Origin of the sequence: Arthrobacter sp. NPDC093125, from assembly GCF_044754225.1 — a bacterium.
Taxonomy (GTDB): domain Bacteria; phylum Actinomycetota; class Actinomycetes; order Actinomycetales; family Micrococcaceae; genus Arthrobacter.
In genome coordinates, this window is the sequence record NZ_JBIVOQ010000002.1 from 295,603 (window position 1) to 310,505 (window position 14,903).

12 protein-coding genes are annotated in these 14,903 nt (G+C 64.5%); 2 read left to right on the forward strand and 10 right to left on the reverse strand.

Annotated elements, in window-relative coordinates; all coding sequences use genetic code 11:
* Nucleotides 1-133: 133 nt before the first annotated feature.
* The 4 genes from ACIP9X_RS05865 to mtrA form a co-directional block, all read right to left on the reverse strand.
* On the reverse strand, nucleotides 134-1,057 hold the full coding sequence (locus ACIP9X_RS05865; protein WP_400478789.1) for a ComF family protein: 924 nt from the start codon (nucleotides 1,055-1,057) through the stop codon (nucleotides 134-136).
* A 126-nt stretch (nucleotides 1,058-1,183) separates the two neighbouring features.
* Nucleotides 1,184-2,896, reverse strand: a complete 1,713-nt coding sequence (locus ACIP9X_RS05870; protein WP_400478790.1) for an LpqB family beta-propeller domain-containing protein — start codon at nucleotides 2,894-2,896, stop codon at nucleotides 1,184-1,186.
* Nucleotides 2,893-4,986: an MtrAB system histidine kinase MtrB gene (gene mtrB / locus ACIP9X_RS05875; RefSeq protein ID WP_400478791.1), complete on the reverse strand. Its 2,094-nt coding sequence runs from the start codon at nucleotides 4,984-4,986 to the stop codon at nucleotides 2,893-2,895. The genes ACIP9X_RS05870 and mtrB overlap by 4 nt, the downstream gene beginning before the upstream one ends.
* A gap of 94 nt (nucleotides 4,987-5,080) precedes the next feature.
* Nucleotides 5,081-5,755 (reverse strand): MtrAB system response regulator MtrA, encoded by a 675-nt coding sequence (mtrA, locus tag ACIP9X_RS05880; RefSeq protein ID WP_400478792.1) that lies wholly within the window; start codon nucleotides 5,753-5,755, stop codon nucleotides 5,081-5,083.
* Nucleotides 5,756-5,920: 165 nt separating this feature from the next.
* On the opposite strand from mtrA, the gene ACIP9X_RS05885 reads away from it, so the two are divergent.
* Nucleotides 5,921-6,691 (forward strand): DUF4166 domain-containing protein, encoded by a 771-nt coding sequence (locus tag ACIP9X_RS05885; RefSeq protein ID WP_400478793.1) that lies wholly within the window; start codon nucleotides 5,921-5,923, stop codon nucleotides 6,689-6,691.
* A gap of 53 nt (nucleotides 6,692-6,744) precedes the next feature.
* On the opposite strand, the gene ACIP9X_RS05890 is transcribed toward ACIP9X_RS05885, so the two are convergent.
* Both ACIP9X_RS05890 and ACIP9X_RS05895 read right to left on the reverse strand, forming a co-directional pair.
* Nucleotides 6,745-7,797 (reverse strand): hypothetical protein, encoded by a 1,053-nt coding sequence (locus ACIP9X_RS05890; RefSeq protein ID WP_400478794.1) that lies wholly within the window; start codon nucleotides 7,795-7,797, stop codon nucleotides 6,745-6,747.
* 3 nt (nucleotides 7,798-7,800) lie between these two features.
* Nucleotides 7,801-8,268: a chorismate mutase gene (locus ACIP9X_RS05895; RefSeq protein ID WP_400478795.1), complete on the reverse strand. Its 468-nt coding sequence runs from the start codon at nucleotides 8,266-8,268 to the stop codon at nucleotides 7,801-7,803.
* A gap of 139 nt (nucleotides 8,269-8,407) precedes the next feature.
* On the opposite strand from ACIP9X_RS05895, the gene ACIP9X_RS05900 reads away from it, so the two are divergent.
* Nucleotides 8,408-9,067, forward strand: a complete 660-nt coding sequence (locus tag ACIP9X_RS05900; RefSeq protein ID WP_400478796.1) for an NADPH-dependent F420 reductase — start codon at nucleotides 8,408-8,410, stop codon at nucleotides 9,065-9,067.
* 93 nt (nucleotides 9,068-9,160) lie between these two features.
* On the opposite strand, the gene ACIP9X_RS05905 is transcribed toward ACIP9X_RS05900, so the two are convergent.
* From ACIP9X_RS05905 to ACIP9X_RS05920, 4 genes are all read right to left on the reverse strand, one after another.
* Nucleotides 9,161-10,876, reverse strand: a complete 1,716-nt coding sequence (locus ACIP9X_RS05905) for an ABC transporter ATP-binding protein (RefSeq protein WP_400478797.1) — start codon at nucleotides 10,874-10,876, stop codon at nucleotides 9,161-9,163.
* Nucleotides 10,873-11,895 (reverse strand): ABC transporter permease, encoded by a 1,023-nt coding sequence (locus ACIP9X_RS05910; RefSeq protein WP_400478798.1) that lies wholly within the window; start codon nucleotides 11,893-11,895, stop codon nucleotides 10,873-10,875. Before ACIP9X_RS05910 ends, ACIP9X_RS05905 begins: the two co-directional genes overlap by 4 nt.
* Nucleotide 11,896: 1 nt before the next feature.
* Entirely contained in the window at nucleotides 11,897-12,988 is a 1,092-nt protein-coding gene (locus ACIP9X_RS05915) for an ABC transporter permease (RefSeq protein WP_400478799.1), read from the reverse strand.
* A 131-nt stretch (nucleotides 12,989-13,119) separates the two neighbouring features.
* The gene (locus ACIP9X_RS05920) at nucleotides 13,120-14,751 is read right to left on the reverse strand and encodes an ABC transporter substrate-binding protein (RefSeq protein WP_400478800.1); all 1,632 of its coding nucleotides are present in this window, start codon (nucleotides 14,749-14,751) and stop codon (nucleotides 13,120-13,122) included.
* Nucleotides 14,752-14,903: the final 152 nt, after the last annotated feature.

Here is a 14,903-nt window from a genome sequence, read left to right on the forward strand (position 1 = left end):
ACTTCCGGGGACGATCTGATGACAGTCGAGCCCCTTTCCGAGCCGCTATCGAAAGGTACAACTGATCTTGGTACCCATATCCGACGTTAGTTCATAGCAACGAGTTATTCATCCTTTCGCAGTTTATTTTTTTCTATGTCTCAGGTAGCCGGCTGGCGCTCCCGGGCGGGGCCTCAGGAGGCGCGGCGTCGGGTGCGCGGGTGGCAGCTAAAACGACGGCGCCGCGCACGACTGCCCCCGCCTGGTGCAGCGCCCGGGCAGCCTCCGCGAGTGTCGAGCCCGTGGTGAGGACATCGTCGATGATGATGCAGGGACGCCCGGCAAGCCCGGCCGGGCCTGCTCTCCGGACTGCGCGCATGGAACCGCGGACCCGGCGCACGCGGTCCCCTCGTCCAAGCCCTTTCTGGCCCCCCGGAACGCCGCCTCCAGCCATCGAGGGGGCCCGGACCTTCCGCAGCACATCGTGGCACTTCATGCCGCCGAGCGCGCGGTCGTGCCGGAGGCGGGTGAGCAGAAGGTGCACCGGACTGAACCCCCGTTTCCGGTAGGCGCCGCCGCTGCTGGGCACAGGCACGAGCCAGATCTCGCTGCCACCCGTGCCGGTGGCCGCGAGAACGGCTTTCCCCAGCGCCTTGGCCAGCGCGGCGCCGAGCGGGCCCTGGCCGTGCCGTTTGAAGGAAAGGACCGACTGCGCGAGTTCCTCGCGGTTAATCCCTGCCGCCACCACGGGAAGCAGGACGGAGCCGTCACTGCCCATCAAGGCCGGAGCTGCGGACTCCGCCCGGAAGGGCCGCCTCGTCAGGAGCCGGACCTGACGCTCGCAACCGGCGCAGATGGCCCTGTCCTCCTTGCCGCAGCAGACGCATTCAACAGGTACGGCCAGCGCCATGACTTCCGACAGCGCACCGGCCACCACATCGACCGCCCGCAGCCACGCCCGCGCATGTTCACGGCGGTGTTTCGCGGCCCTCAGTGGCTGGGGATGCAGGTCCGGGTCCTCGCCAGCAGCCGGGACACGCGGCCCCCCGCCGACGGGTTCCGGACGGGGTGACTTCACGCCGCAAGCATCCCGCAGAGGTCATCACCCTGAGAAGGAGCCGCCGGGGTTATGTGGAGAAGCCGGCTTATGTGGAGAAACCGGGGGTTATCTAGTTATAGATTGGGACTCCGCCATGACACCGGGTCAGCCGGGGAAAGACGGATCCGTTGGTCCCTTGAGCTGCGGCGACCAGCCGTTGCCCAGCCTCTGGAAGATGCCGTCCGCCGACTGCGCATAAATTTCTTCAGGTCCGTTACCGGCACTGAGTGCCACGAGGCCGGACCACGGCGCCAGCTTCTGCGGTTGCGTCGAGGCCAGGGAGATCAGCTCCGGAGCGACATTGGCGGACGCTGCACCCCTCATAACCGCCACAGTCGTGTCGTTGACCCAGACACCCTGGTCGGGGCTGCCGCTGGCTTGGAGCGTGATCGGCGCCGTCAGTTCCTTTGGCGTGCCGTCGGCACTTCGGATGATCCCGGCCACCTGAACCCGCGTTGATCCGTTCTGTTCGGAAATGACCAGTGCCCTGACACCCTCGCGGGAAACCCGGAAATCCTTGACGGTTCGTCCGGCAAGCCACGACGGCGTCAGCGTCACCGATGGCACCGTGGCGCCAGGCGCTATGCCGGTGGGACGAAAAGCGGAGACCTCGGTGACTCCCTGCGCTCCGGGTCCCGCCGTCCAAACCCAGTCACGCAGGCCGAAGGAGGGGTGGGTCAGCGAGCTCCTCGTGATCAGTGCACGCGGAGGCTGCCCGGGAACCAGGGAATAGAGGGTGCCCCGGCCGGCCCCCAGAAAAGCCACCGATTGCGATACGGGCGATTCGGCAGGCAAACGGGGCTTCAGGCCGGCGACGGACTGCATGTCCGGCAGCGGCGAAATCCTGTTGTTCTCGTACCGCACGAGCTCATTCTTGTGGACGGCGATCTGGCGCGCCGGAACATTCCTGTTCTGGACCGGCGGCAGCACCGATCCGTTGTCCTCAACCCGCACCAGGTCCTGGTCGGCTCTCAGCTCCACGTTGATAACGTCGGGCTGGCTGCGGAACGTGAGGGCCAGCTGGGTCTGCATCCGCAGCCGGTCCTCGGTGGAGGCTTCCGTGAGCTCCTTGGCGGACAGATCCACCTGCGCGGCTCCGGAGACGACGGGCACGGACTCGCGCGCCAGCTTCATCCCGGACGGGAAGGCACTGACCACGGCACCCTTGAGGTAAGGAGCCGGCCCGGCCAGCAGGGCACTCGTCATTGACTTGACGGTCTTCTTCTTGATGAACCAGCGCACATCCGGAACGGCGTAGGTGAACGTGGGATCGTAGAAGTAGATCGGATAGGCGCCGTAAATGACCTTGAACGTTTCTTCCGGAATGGCCGTCCCGTCGGGGAGCTTGGAGATCCGCCATTCCCCGTCGACCTGGACCAGGGTGACGGGGATGCTCTCCTTGGTTCCTTCCGGCATCTGGGTGGCCACGCCGTCGGCATCCACAGAATAGGCAACATCGAGTTCATAGTTGAAGACACCCTCGACGCCGGTCTTGACCACACGTTCGGAGCGGAAGACCAGCGTCCGCTGGTCCGGCTTCCAGGCAACCGATGAAGCCTGCGTGAGGTACTGGCGCGCCACGGCATAGTCATCCTCATAGCCGCTTCCAGCGAGATAGAAGTCCTCGATGACCGCTTCGGGACTGGCCCCGGTGCGTGGCGCCACAGGAAAGAACACCGGGGCGTTGGGGTTCCCTGCGCTCTCGTCGGTGCTCTTCCCCACCGGCCCCGAGCGGGGAATCTGTGCACAGGAGGCGACGAACAAAAGCACGACTGCGACGATCGCCGCCGCGATGGCACCCGGCCTCGTGTGCCTCATGGCCTGTCCCCCGTCGCCGCGGTTTCCTGTGTGGCCCCGGTTTCATGTGCAGTTGCAGCATCGCGGGCAGTTGCAGTTTCGTGTGCCCCCACAGCTTCATGGGCAGCACCGGGAACGCCATTGTCGTCCGGAACGGCATTGCCGCCCGGACCGGAGTTGCCAGCTTTCACCCCATTGTCAGCGGGCAGCGCATTGTCACCCAGCACAAGGACGGTGTGCTCGCGGCCACCAGGCAAGCCGACATCCCCTGGCTCGAGCTGAAGCGGGGCCTTCGTGATGGTGCCGCCCTGCTTGAGCGGCAGCGTGAGCCGGAAGTTGGAGCCCTCGCCCTTGGTGCCCCAGGCCTGGAGCCAGCCGTTGTGCAGCTTGGTGTCCTCGGTGGCGATGGACAGGCCGAGGCCGCTGCCTCCTGTGGTTCTTGCCCGGGCCGGGTCAGCACGCCAGAAGCGGTCGAAGACTCGTGCGGCTTCAGCCGGTGTCATGCCGATGCCGTGGTCACGGACGGTGATGGCCACAGCCGTTTCATTGGAGGCCACCGAGATGTTGACCGGTCTACCTTCCCCGTGTTCCAAGGCGTTGAGCACGAGGTTTCTGAGGATCCTGTCAATACGCCGGGAGTCTACTTCCACCACGATGCTTCCTTCGGGCGCATTGAGTGTGACCGGCGAGCCGTATTCCTCGGCTACCGGAGCCGCGCCCTCCATGACATGCGTTATCAGCTGCACAATGTCCGTGGGTTCAGCGTCCAGCATGGCGACGCCGGCGTCGAACCGGGAGATCTCAAGGAGGTCCGCCAGCAGGGACTGGAACCGCTCAACCTGGTTGTACAGCAACTCGGCCGACCTCTTGTTGATGGGGTCGAACTCTTCACGGGCGTCGTACAGCACTTCCGCTGCCATGCGGACAGTGGTCAGCGGCGTGCGAAGCTCATGGGAAACGTCGGAGACGAAGCGCTGCTGCATCTGGGACAGCGTGGCGAGCTGGGTGATCTGCTCTTGGAGGCTGGCCGCCATGTGGTTGAAGGACGCCCCCAGGCGTGCCACTTCGTCCTCGCCCTTGACCACCATGCGCTCCTGCAACTGCCCGGCGGCGAGCTTCTCGGACACAACGGCAGCGTGACTGACCGGGCTGACGACGTTACGGGTGACGTACCAGGCAATGCCGCCGATCATGATGATCAGCGCGGCGCCGCCCGCCCAGAGGACGTTTTGGATCTCGTCCAGGGTTTGCTGGGCTGTGTTCAGGTCGTAGATCAGGTAGAGCTCGTAAACGGTGCCGTTGAACGTCACCTTGTTTCCCACCGCGATCCCGGGACGGTCCTCAGTACCTACGGGGAATTCCATGGATGCCCAGAACTGCTCCTTGCCGGAATCCTGGACAGAGGAGCGGAGCTCTTTCGGAATGACACTGATGGTCAGCTGGTCGGACGCCCGCGACTCGACCCAGCGGTTCCGTGGCTTGGTCTGTTCAGGCATCGCCTCAAAGACGTAACGGCGCTGGATCACCGATCCCCTGCCCTCGACCGCATTCAGCGTGTCATAGACCAGGGTGATCACACTCGACTGGTCGGTGACCTGGGCGCCGTCGAAGGTGTCCTGCACCTGCTTAACATTGAACCTGGTCTCGGATTCGGCCTGGGTCAGCCGTTCCTGGAAGAGGTTGTTGGCGATCTGGTTGGACAGGTACGCCCCGACGATCGCAAACGAACTCATCGACAGCAGCAGTGTGGTCAGGACCGTCCGGAACTGCAGGGAGCGGCGCCACCTGCGCTGGAGGGAGTACAGCAGGTACCGGATGCCGGGGAAGACCTTGTCCAGCCCGGCGCGCACAAGCCGCAGGACGCGCAGCGAAACAATCAGGGCGCGGCGCCGCCAGATGCGGGTCCGGTGCGCCAGGCCCGCGAATACGGAAGCGATGGCGTCGGTGTGTTCCGGCACGGGCCGTGCACTGGCTCCTGAGGGGCTGCCGGAGGCGCGCTTACTGTCGGAGGTGCGCTGCGCGCCGGCACCCTGCTCTTTGCCGGCTCCCTGCTGCGCTTCGGAGCCACTTTGCGTGGCCGGGCGCTCCCGCGTTTCCGAAGTCTGCTGCATATCCGGGTTCGCCTGCGTTTCCGGGTCCTGAGGGGTTTCCGGGGCAGCGGTCACAGGCCCTTTAGGGGCCTCAGAGGAGTTCTGGCCCTGATGCTCAGGAACCTGCTTTATAACCGACACCACGAACCGTCAATACTACTTCCGGGGCTTCCGGATCACGTTCTATCTTGGACCTCAGACGCTGGACATGGACGTTGACCAGCCGGGTGTCTGCTGCGTGGCGGTAGCCCCAGACCTGCTCCAGCAGCAATTCGCGGGTGAACACTTGCCACGGTTTACGCGCCAGGGCCACGAGCAGGTCAAACTCCAGCGGGGTCAGGGAGATCCGCTCGTTGCCGCGGTTCACGGCGTGGCCGGCGACGTCGATGGTGATGTCCGCGATGCGCAGCGTCTCTGGTGCCTTCTGGTCGCCGGGCCGAAGCCTGGCCCGTACGCGGGCGACCAGTTCGGCCGGCTTGAAGGGTTTGGGCACGTAGTCATCGGCGCCGGATTCCAGGCCACGGACTACGTCGGACGTATCCGACTTGGCGGTCAGCATGACGATGGGCACATCGGACTCCGAGCGAATCTGCCGGCATACCTCGATGCCGTCGGTCCCTGGGAGCATCAGGTCCAGCAGGACGAGATCCGGCTTCGACGAACGAAACACGTCCAGAGCCTGTCCGCCGTCCGCACAAAAGACGGGTTCAAAACCGTCGTTGCGCAGGACAATGCCGATCATCTCCGCGAGCGCCTCGTCATCGTCAACTACCAGAATGCGTGCCTTCATAGTTATATATTCCCTTATTGCTGTTGCTTTGTCTTATTGACGGCAATTCCCGGCATGGCGGCGCCGTGCCGCCTTCAAATTGCTTTCTGCACTCTGCCATTCGCCGGAGTCCCGGGGGCAGCCCGTTAGGATCACCATGACAGGCCAGCCCATCAGGAGGATTCAATGACGGTGCCGATTTACAAACAGGCGATGGGCGCACAGTTCACCCGGCTGCAGCCGGAACTGCAGGACTACTTTTCGCTCGCACCGGGCTCCGGTACGTACGGCGTGGGCGAGGGTACTTTCGATGTTGTCGGCTGCCGGCAATCCTGGCTGCGCCCGCTGCTCCGCCTGACAGCAGGAGAGCAGGCCTTTTTCCCCGAGTATGGCGAACGCGTGCCGTTTCGAATCGAAAACCATGCGCATCTGGACCCGTTCGGACGCTCCAGCCTCACCGCCCGCCGGGAGATTTTCTTCCCCGGGTCCACGCGGATCTTCCAGGACACCACCAGCGTTGCGGAGGATGCCGGCGCGGAGAATCCCGGCACGGGTCGCGCAGCGGAGGCGGCACCCGCCGGTTCCAACAGCCAGGCACGGCTCGTGGACTATGTAGGCAAATACCGCCGCCTCGTCACGGAGCTGAACCTGAGTGCAACGCCGGTGGGCAGGCTGCGCGGAGTCTCCGAAGCGTCACGGCTCTTCCTGGGGCCGCTGCGCCTGCCTCTGCCGGCGGCGCTCGATGCCAAGGCTTACGCGGAACAATGGTGGGACGCCGCGGACGGAGACCATGGCCGTCACCGAATCCAGGTGAAAGTGATCCAGCCGCAGATCGGCTTGGTTCTGGTGTACGCCGGCAGCTTCGACTATCGCCTGGAACCGTACCCGGGAGGCCGTTCGACGCCGGGTTTCCTGCCGCCGTACGCGGCGCCGCACCGCTGGGAGCGGCGCAGCTGACGGCGGTACTCTTCGTCTGCTTCCTTGGGAGCCCGTACCGCCCAGCGCTGGCTTCAGCCCAGCGCCAGCTGGTTGAGTGCGTCGGCGGAGTGGGTCAGCCGTGTCAGTACAGCGGTAGCGTCCGAGGGCGTAAACCCTTCGAGGCCCCCGGCGGGGGTAACCCTGAGCCCAGCGAGTGCTTCCGCCGGCAATCCGACTTGCCGCCAGGGCCGCCACACGGCTTCGGCAACCGTGTGGGCCTTGGCCCGTTCAGCCAGGAGATCAGACGGCTGGTCCACCGCCAAAGCGCCTGCCCAGAGCCGCTTGCCGCTTTCTACGGCCTCAGCCAGCTGCTCCCACTGGCGCGAGGTGAGCGCCTTCAGGGGAACGGCTACGCCGTCGGCTCCGGCGGCAAGAATCCGATCAAACGGCGCCTCGATCTCGGGTACGGAAATGATGATCTCGGCCGCCCCGGCTGCCCGGAGGGCATCGATGACCACGTGCCAGTGTTCCGTCACTTCCTGGCCCGGGACTGAGCGCAGTGTCCGGTATCCGCTGGACGTGGGGATGGTGCCAGCAAGCACAGATGCTATATCCGGTTCGTCAAGCTGAACCACGAGTTCGGCCCCTGGTACAGCGACTGCCACCCGGGCCAGATACTCGCCGACGCCGGCAGCGAGGGACGCGGCGATATCGCGCCGGGCCCCGTAGTCAATGAGGGCGCGCTCCCCGTTGTGCAGGTGGAGGCCCGCGGCCAGGCTCAGGGGGCCCCGCATCTGGATCTTGAACTGCGGGGCGGGGTTTTCCTCTGCGCCTGCAACATCGGCCAAGACGTTGATGTCCGTGGACAGCGCGGACTTGGCCCGGAGGAGGTCGCGGCCCGGACGGTCCACAATGCGCCAGCCGTGGGGCTGGACGTCAACAGCCATCTCAACGAGCAGGGACGCCGTCCGCCCTATGGCATCGGACCCCACTCCCCGGGCAGGCAGCTCCGCCAGGTACGGCAGGTGGGGCCTGCCGAGTTCACCCCGGATGATGCGGGCGGCTTCCACCGGATCCTGCCCTGGCCATGGTCCCAGTGCTGTGGCTGTTACCTCGCCCTGCTGCGGCTTGTCTCCTGCAACCACGGCTTAAGCGTTGAGGGCCGCGGACGGACCGGGGGCCGGGCTGGACGGCCCGCCGCCCTGGGCTCCTGTACCGCTGTTCCGGCCAGCTGGGCCCCGGCCGGACGAGTTGTGGTCCTCGGCGATGGCCTCGTGGTGGCGGATCACTTCGCCGATGATGAAGTTCAGGAACTTTTCCGCGAACGCGGGGTCGAGCTGGGCGTCTTCGGCGAGCCGCCGGAGCCGGGCGATCTGGGCCGTTTCGCGGCCGGGGTCGCCGGCGGGAAGGCGGTGTGCGGCCTTCAGGAAGCCGACTTTCTGCGTGGCCTTGAACCGTTCCGCAAGGAGGTAAACGAGGGTCGCATCGATGTTGTCGATGCTGGACCGGATCGACAGCAGTTCCGCCATCACTGCAGGATCCACGTGCCCTGCCAGCGAACTCGCGGCGGGATCGTAGGATTCGGTGTCAGGCAGATCATGGTTTAGCTCGGTCATGACTCCAGTCTATGGGCACGGCCGGAAACTCCCCGGGTGTTAAGTGTCCGCAACCGCCCAGGACCCCGGGACCATCTGGATGGACGGTTTAGACGGACAATTTAACTGTTTTGCTGCCCATCGGTGACGGAGGTTCGACATGAGGATCGCAGTTCTTGGTACCGGCGTGGCGGGCAGGACCCTGGCGGGAAAACTGGTGGCGATAGGGCACAGCGTCACCATGGGGTCCCGGAGCGCGACCAACGAGGCGGCCACCCGATGGGCAGCCGGGGCTGGACCGCAGGCCAAAGCGGCCACTTTTGCGGATGCAGCAGCCGACGGCGAAGTGGTCATCAATGCAACGCCGGGGGCCGTGTCCCTGGAGGTGCTTGCTGCAGCGGGCACCAGGAACCTGCAAGGCAAGGTGCTTGTTGACGTCGCCAATCCGCTGGACCATACGGCTGGCTTCCCGCCGTCGCTCTCCATAGCGAATACAGACAGCCTGGCGGAAACGATCCAGCGGGCGTTCCCCGCTGCCAGGGTGGTTAAGGCGCTGAACACGATGCGCGCGGATGTGATGGTGGCTCCGGAACAACTGGCCGGCGGCGATCACGACGTCTTCCTGGCCGGTGATGACGCGGAAGCCAAGGACGTCGTGCGGAGGCTGCTGGCTGAGTTCGGCTGGCGGTCGGAGCACATCAGGGACCTGGGCGGGCTGGATGCGGCACGCGGAATGGAGATGTGGCTTCCGCTGTGGCTGCGGATCTTCATGAGCCAGAGCAACAACAAGGCATTCAATATCAAGGTGGTTTCCGCGTAGCGCCCAGCCACGTCCCGGCACCAGCGGGCGCCAGCGGGCACCCACCCTTCTGCTGCGAGGGTGGGCGCCCTGGCCTGGGCATTGCTCCCTGGCTCAGATTCCCAGTAGTGCCCGGTGATCTTCCCTGCGCCGCGCCTGTTCCGCGGGGTCGGGCACCGGGAGCGAGGCGATGAGCCGCTTGGTGTAGTCGTGCTGCGGCGCACCCATCACGTGGTGGCCGATCCCCTGCTCCACGAGTTTGCCCTTGTACAGCACCCCGACCCAGTGCGCCAGCATGTCCACCACTGCGAGGTCGTGGCTGATGAAGAGTGCTGCAAACCCGAATTCCTGCTGGATTTCCTTGAACAGGTCCAGCACTTTCGCCTGCACCGAAACGTCCAGGGCCGACGTCGGTTCATCCGCGATCAGCAGGCTCGGGTTCAGGATCAGGGCGCGGGCAAGCGAGGCCCTTTGGCGCTGCCCCCCGGACAGCTCGTGCGGATAGCGGTCAGCGTACGACGCCGGCAGCTGGACTGATTCAAGCAGCTCGCCCACGCGCTTGCGCGCCTCGGCCGGCGAAGGGTTCGTGTGGATGACCAGCGGTTCAGCGACGCAGTCGCCGATGGTCAGTTGGGGGTTGAAGGATGCTGCCGGGTCCTGGAACACGAAACCGATGTCCTTCCGGGACGGTTTGAAGGTCCGTTCCCTGAAGTTCAGCATCTCGTAGCCCAGCACCTTCAGGCTGCCGCCTGTGGTCCGGTTGAGTCCGGCTATGGCACGGCCGATGGTGGTCTTGCCGGAACCTGACTCGCCCACGAGTCCGAACACCTCGCCCTCGGATACCGTAAAGCTCACGCCGTCCACGGCCTTGAAGGCAGGACTGCCCAGCCTGCCCGGGTACTCGATCGTGAGGCCTCTGGCTTCCACCAATACCTTGCCGCCCTGGTGGGCCCGTTCTGTCATACCTTCCGAAGCCGAATGCCTGCCCAGGTGCGGCACGGCGGCCAGCAGCTTCCTGGTGTAGTCCTGCCGCGGTTCCGCGAAGAGGGACGTAGCCGGGGCTTCCTCCACGACGTCGCCCCGGTACATGACGACCACGCGGTCTGCGAGGTCGGCCACTACACCCATGTTGTGCGTGATCAGCACGATGGACGTCCCGTATTTGTCCCTCAGGTCCCGCAGGAGCTCGAGGATCTCCGCCTGCACGGTGACGTCGAGAGCGGTGGTGGGTTCGTCCGCCACGATCAGTCCCGGGTTCAGTGCAAGCGCGGCGGCGATAACCACGCGCTGCTTCTGCCCGCCGGAGAACTGGTGGGGGTAATAGTTGACGCGGGTTTCCGGATCCGGAATGCCCACTTTGCGCAGGGCCTCGATGGCCCTGACTTTCGCTTCCTTCGCGGTTACCCGCTTGCCGCGGGCACCCCGTGCGTGGGCACGGATCCCCTCGGCGATCTGCCACCCGACAGTAAATACGGGATTCAGCGCCGTGGAAGGCTCCTGGAAGACCATGGCCACGTCGCGACCCCTGATCTGGCGGAGCTTCGCAGCGCTGACGCTGATGACATCGTTGCCATTGATCAGCACGGTGCCGGAACTGATGGCAGTTTCAGGCAGCAGGCCCAGTATCGTCTTGGCGGTGACGGTTTTGCCAGAGCCTGATTCGCCCACGATAGCAAGTACTTCCCCTGCCTTCACTTCCAGGCTTACGTCTCGGACTGCGTGGACGTCGCCGGCGTCAGTGGCGAACGTGACCTTGAGATGGTCGATGTCCAGCACAGGCCCGGCGCCGGCCCCGCGGTGGTCTGGAACCGGGCGTGGGTTGATGGTCATGATCCTCTCACTTCTGCTGCGATGGCTGCCTGGGCAGCCGCGGTGGAGTCCGGTCCACCCTTGTTTCCGGCGCGCTTGCGGCCGCGAAGCCGCGGATCGTTCAGGTCATTGATGCTCTCCCCCACCAGGGTGAGGCCCAGCACGGTCCAGACGATGGCCAGGCCCGGGAACACGCCGGTCCACCAGATTCCGGAGGTGGTGTCCGCCAGCGCCTTGTTGAGGTCAAAGCCCCATTCGGCGGCGGACGACGGTTCAATGCCGAAGCCCAGGAAACCGAGGCCGGCGAGGGTCAGGATTGCCTCGGACGCATTCAGGGTGAAAATCAGCGGAAGGGTCCGGGTGGCGTTCCGGTAAATGTGCCTGCCCATGATCCGGATGCTGGAGGCCCCTACCACCTTCGCCGATTCGACGAAGGGTTCTGCCTTGAGCCTGATGGTTTCCGCCCTGATGACCCGAAAGTACTGCGGAATGAACACCACCGTGATGGAGATGGCGGCCGCGAGCACGCCGCCGATGAGGCTGGACTGGCCGCCGCTGATGACGATGGCCATGACGATTGCCACCAGCAGTGAAGGAAAGGCGTAAATCGCGTCCGCTACCACCACGAGGATCCGGTCGAGCCAGCCGCCGACGTAGCCGCTCACCAGGCCAAGGATGACGCCGGCAAAGATGGACAGCGCCACGGCCACGATGATCACGAGGACTGCCGTCTGGGAACCCCAGATGACCCGGGAGAGGACGTCGTAGCCGCCTACGGTCGTGCCCAGGGGATGCTTTCCGCCCGGCGGCTGCTGGGTGGGAAAGCTGCCGTCGGCGTCGGAGAGCTGGGCGAAGCCATAAGGGGCAAGGAGGGGGGCGAAGACGGCCGCCAGCAGGAAAGTTCCGGTCAGGACGAGGCCGACGACGAGCATGCCCCGCTGGAGCCCGACGCTTTTGTTGAAGTGGGAAATGACGGGCAGCCGCCTGAACAGCGGGGCCCTGTGGTCCACGGTCGCTTCAATTGGAGGATGGGTGCTCATGTCAGTACCTCACACGGGGATCGATCAGCGCGGCGAGGATGTCCACGATGAAGTTGGTGACGGCGACGATGACGGCCAGCAGCACCACGATGCCTTGGACGGCCACAAAGTCACGGGCTGTCAGGTAGTTAGCCAGCTGGAACCCCAGCCCTTTCCACTCGAAAGTGATCTCGGTAAGGACGGCACCGCCGAGCAGCACAGCGATCTGCAGGCCCATCACGGTGATGATGGGGATCAGGGCGGGCTTGTAGGCATGCTTGGTGACCAGCCGGAATTCGCTGACACCGCGGGAGCGTCCGGCCTCGATGTAGTCCCGGCCGAGGGTGCCAATGACGTTGGTGCGCACCAGCCTGAGGAAGATGCCCGCTGTCAGCAGACCCAGTGCTATGGCGGGCAGGACTGCGTGCGCCATCACGTCGCCGAAGGCGGCCATGTTGCCGCTTCGAAGCGCGTCGAGCCAGTAGATGCCCGTGGGTGCCTGAAGTCCGGTGAGGGCGAGTTCACTGGAGGTTTTGGCCCGTCCTGCGACGGGGAGCCAGCCCAACCACACCGAGAAGGTCAGCTTCAGCAGGAGTCCGGCGAAAAACACGGGTGTGGCGTAGCAGAGGATGGCAAAAACGCGCAGCACGGCGTCGGGAAGATGATCACGCCGGTGGGCGGCGATCATCCCAAACGGGATGCCCACCACCAGCGCGACGATCAGCGCGTTGAAGGTCAGTTCCAGGGTGGCTGCGCCGTAGGTGGCCAGCATTTCCGTGACTTTGCGGTTGTCCGACAGTGTGGTTCCGAAGTTGCCGGCGACAAGCTGGCCCAGGTATTCGAAGTACTGCACCAGCACGGGCCGGTCATAACCGGCGGCGTGGATGCGCTCCTGCAATTGATCGGGGGGAAGCCGGCCGCCGAGGGCCGCCGTGATGGGATCTCCGGTGATCCTCATCAGGAAGAACACCATGGTGACCAGGATGAAGACGGTGGGAAAGATCAGGAGGAACCTGATCAGGATGTACTGTCCCAGTCCCCCGCCGGACTTCTTTTTCTTTGACGGCAAAAGCCCGTCGGCGTCGCTTGGCGGCGCCTCGATGAGAGTTGTCATACTTGCCTGATTCTGTATTTCCGGTGGCCTTGTGGGATCCGGAATCGGCTGTTCCGTCGCCAGCAGGAAGGCGGGACGCCGGGTTAGGCGCCCCGCCTTCCTGGCTGGTCATGACCTGTTGTCGGGGGCGTCTACTTGGAGATCACACCGAGGCGCGTCTTGAAGGAGGCATCCAAGGTCTGCTCGACTCCCTTGACGTCGGCTCCGGCGACCATCAGCTGTGCCCCCTGCAGCAGCGGCAGCGTGGAGAGGTCCTTGGCGACGGCGGTCTGGGCCTCTCCCAACACCTTCTCGCGTTCGTCCTTGTCCTCTGTGGTGAGCTGCTTCGTGACCAGCTCGGTGACTGCGGGGTTTTCATAGTGGTTCTTCAGGAAGTTGCCCGGAACGAAGAACGGCGTGAGGTAGTTGTCGGCGTCGGAATAGTCCGGGAACCAGCCGAGCTGGTAAACGGGGTAGGCGTCAGCCGTGCGGGCCTTCGAGTAGGTGACCCATTCCGTCGACTGGAGGTCCACCTTGAACAGGCCCGATTTCTCCAACTGTTCCTTGATCATGGCGTATTCGTCACCCGAGGATTTGCCGTAGTGGTCCGGGTTGTACTGCAGCTTGATGTTAACTGCGCCCGTAATTCCGGCGTCCGTAAAGGCTTTCTTGGCCTTCTCGAGGCTGGGCTTCCCGTTGCCGTCGCCGTACAGCTCCTTCAGCGGCTGGATGGCTCCGTTGAAGCCGTCGGGGACCACTGAGTAGGCCGGCAGGTAAGTACCCTTGTAGACCTGCGTGGCGATGGCATCGCGGTCCACAATATGCGCCATCGCCTGGCGCACGGCGAGCGCCTTCTTCGGATCAGCGTTGGCGGTCTTCGCACCGAAGGGCATGGTGTCGAAGTTGAAGACGATGTAGCGCAGCTCGCCGCCCGGTCCCTTGTGGACCTTTACCTTGGAGTCCTTTTCGAGGTCGGCCGCGTCCGTGGCTGTCAGGCTGCGGCCGGCGACGTCGATGTTGCCCTCCTGAACGTCCAGCTTCAGGTTGTTGGAATCGGCGTAGTACTTGATGTTGGCGCCCTCATTGGCGGGCTTACCCAGCAGGCCCTGGTAGTCCGGGTTGGCCTTCAGGCTGACGAGCTCGTTCTTCTTGTAGCTCTCAATTGTGTACGGGCCGGCAAAGGGCCGGCCCTTGACGATGTCGTCGTCGCCCAGGACCTTGTCCGCAGGGAAGACCTCTTCGTCGATGATCGGTCCGGAGTTGGCGGCCAGCACGCCGGGGAAGACCTGGTCGTTGCCTGCCTTGAGGGTAAAGACCACTGTGGAATCGTCTTTGGCCTCCACAGACTTCAGGTTGCCCAGCAGGGCAGCCGGGCCGTTGGGGTCTGCGATCTTGACGACGCGGTCAATGGAGAATTTCACGTCCGACGATGTCAGAGCGTGGCCGTTCGCAAATTTTAGGCCCGGCTTGAGCTTGACCGTATACTCCGTGGGGCTTGTGAAGGAGGCGGATTCCGCGATGTCCGGAGAAGCGTCAGCGCTTCCCGGCTTGGCGTTCAGGAGGAACGGGTAGATCTGGTTCATCACCATGAAGGACCCGGCGTCGTAGGATCCGGCCGGGTCGAGGGTTACCACCTTGTCGGTTGTGCCGTAGGTGATGGTCCCTCCGGCGGCGCCGCCGGTGGATGTGCCGCCGCCGGACGGGCCGGTGCAGGCGGTCAGTGCGAAAGCGGAAACGCCTGCAAGCGCGATGGCGCTCCGTAAGGCCTTCTTGTTCATTGTCATCCTTGAACTTTCTGTTCGATGAGTATGCGCGGTTTGCCCGTTCTGGCTTGTGAACGGGCGACCTGCGGTCCTGATGCCTCTGATTCAACCAGATGGTTGCCGGGCGAAACGGTCCATTGTGTGAGTCGAGACACAAAATTTATCAGGCGGCA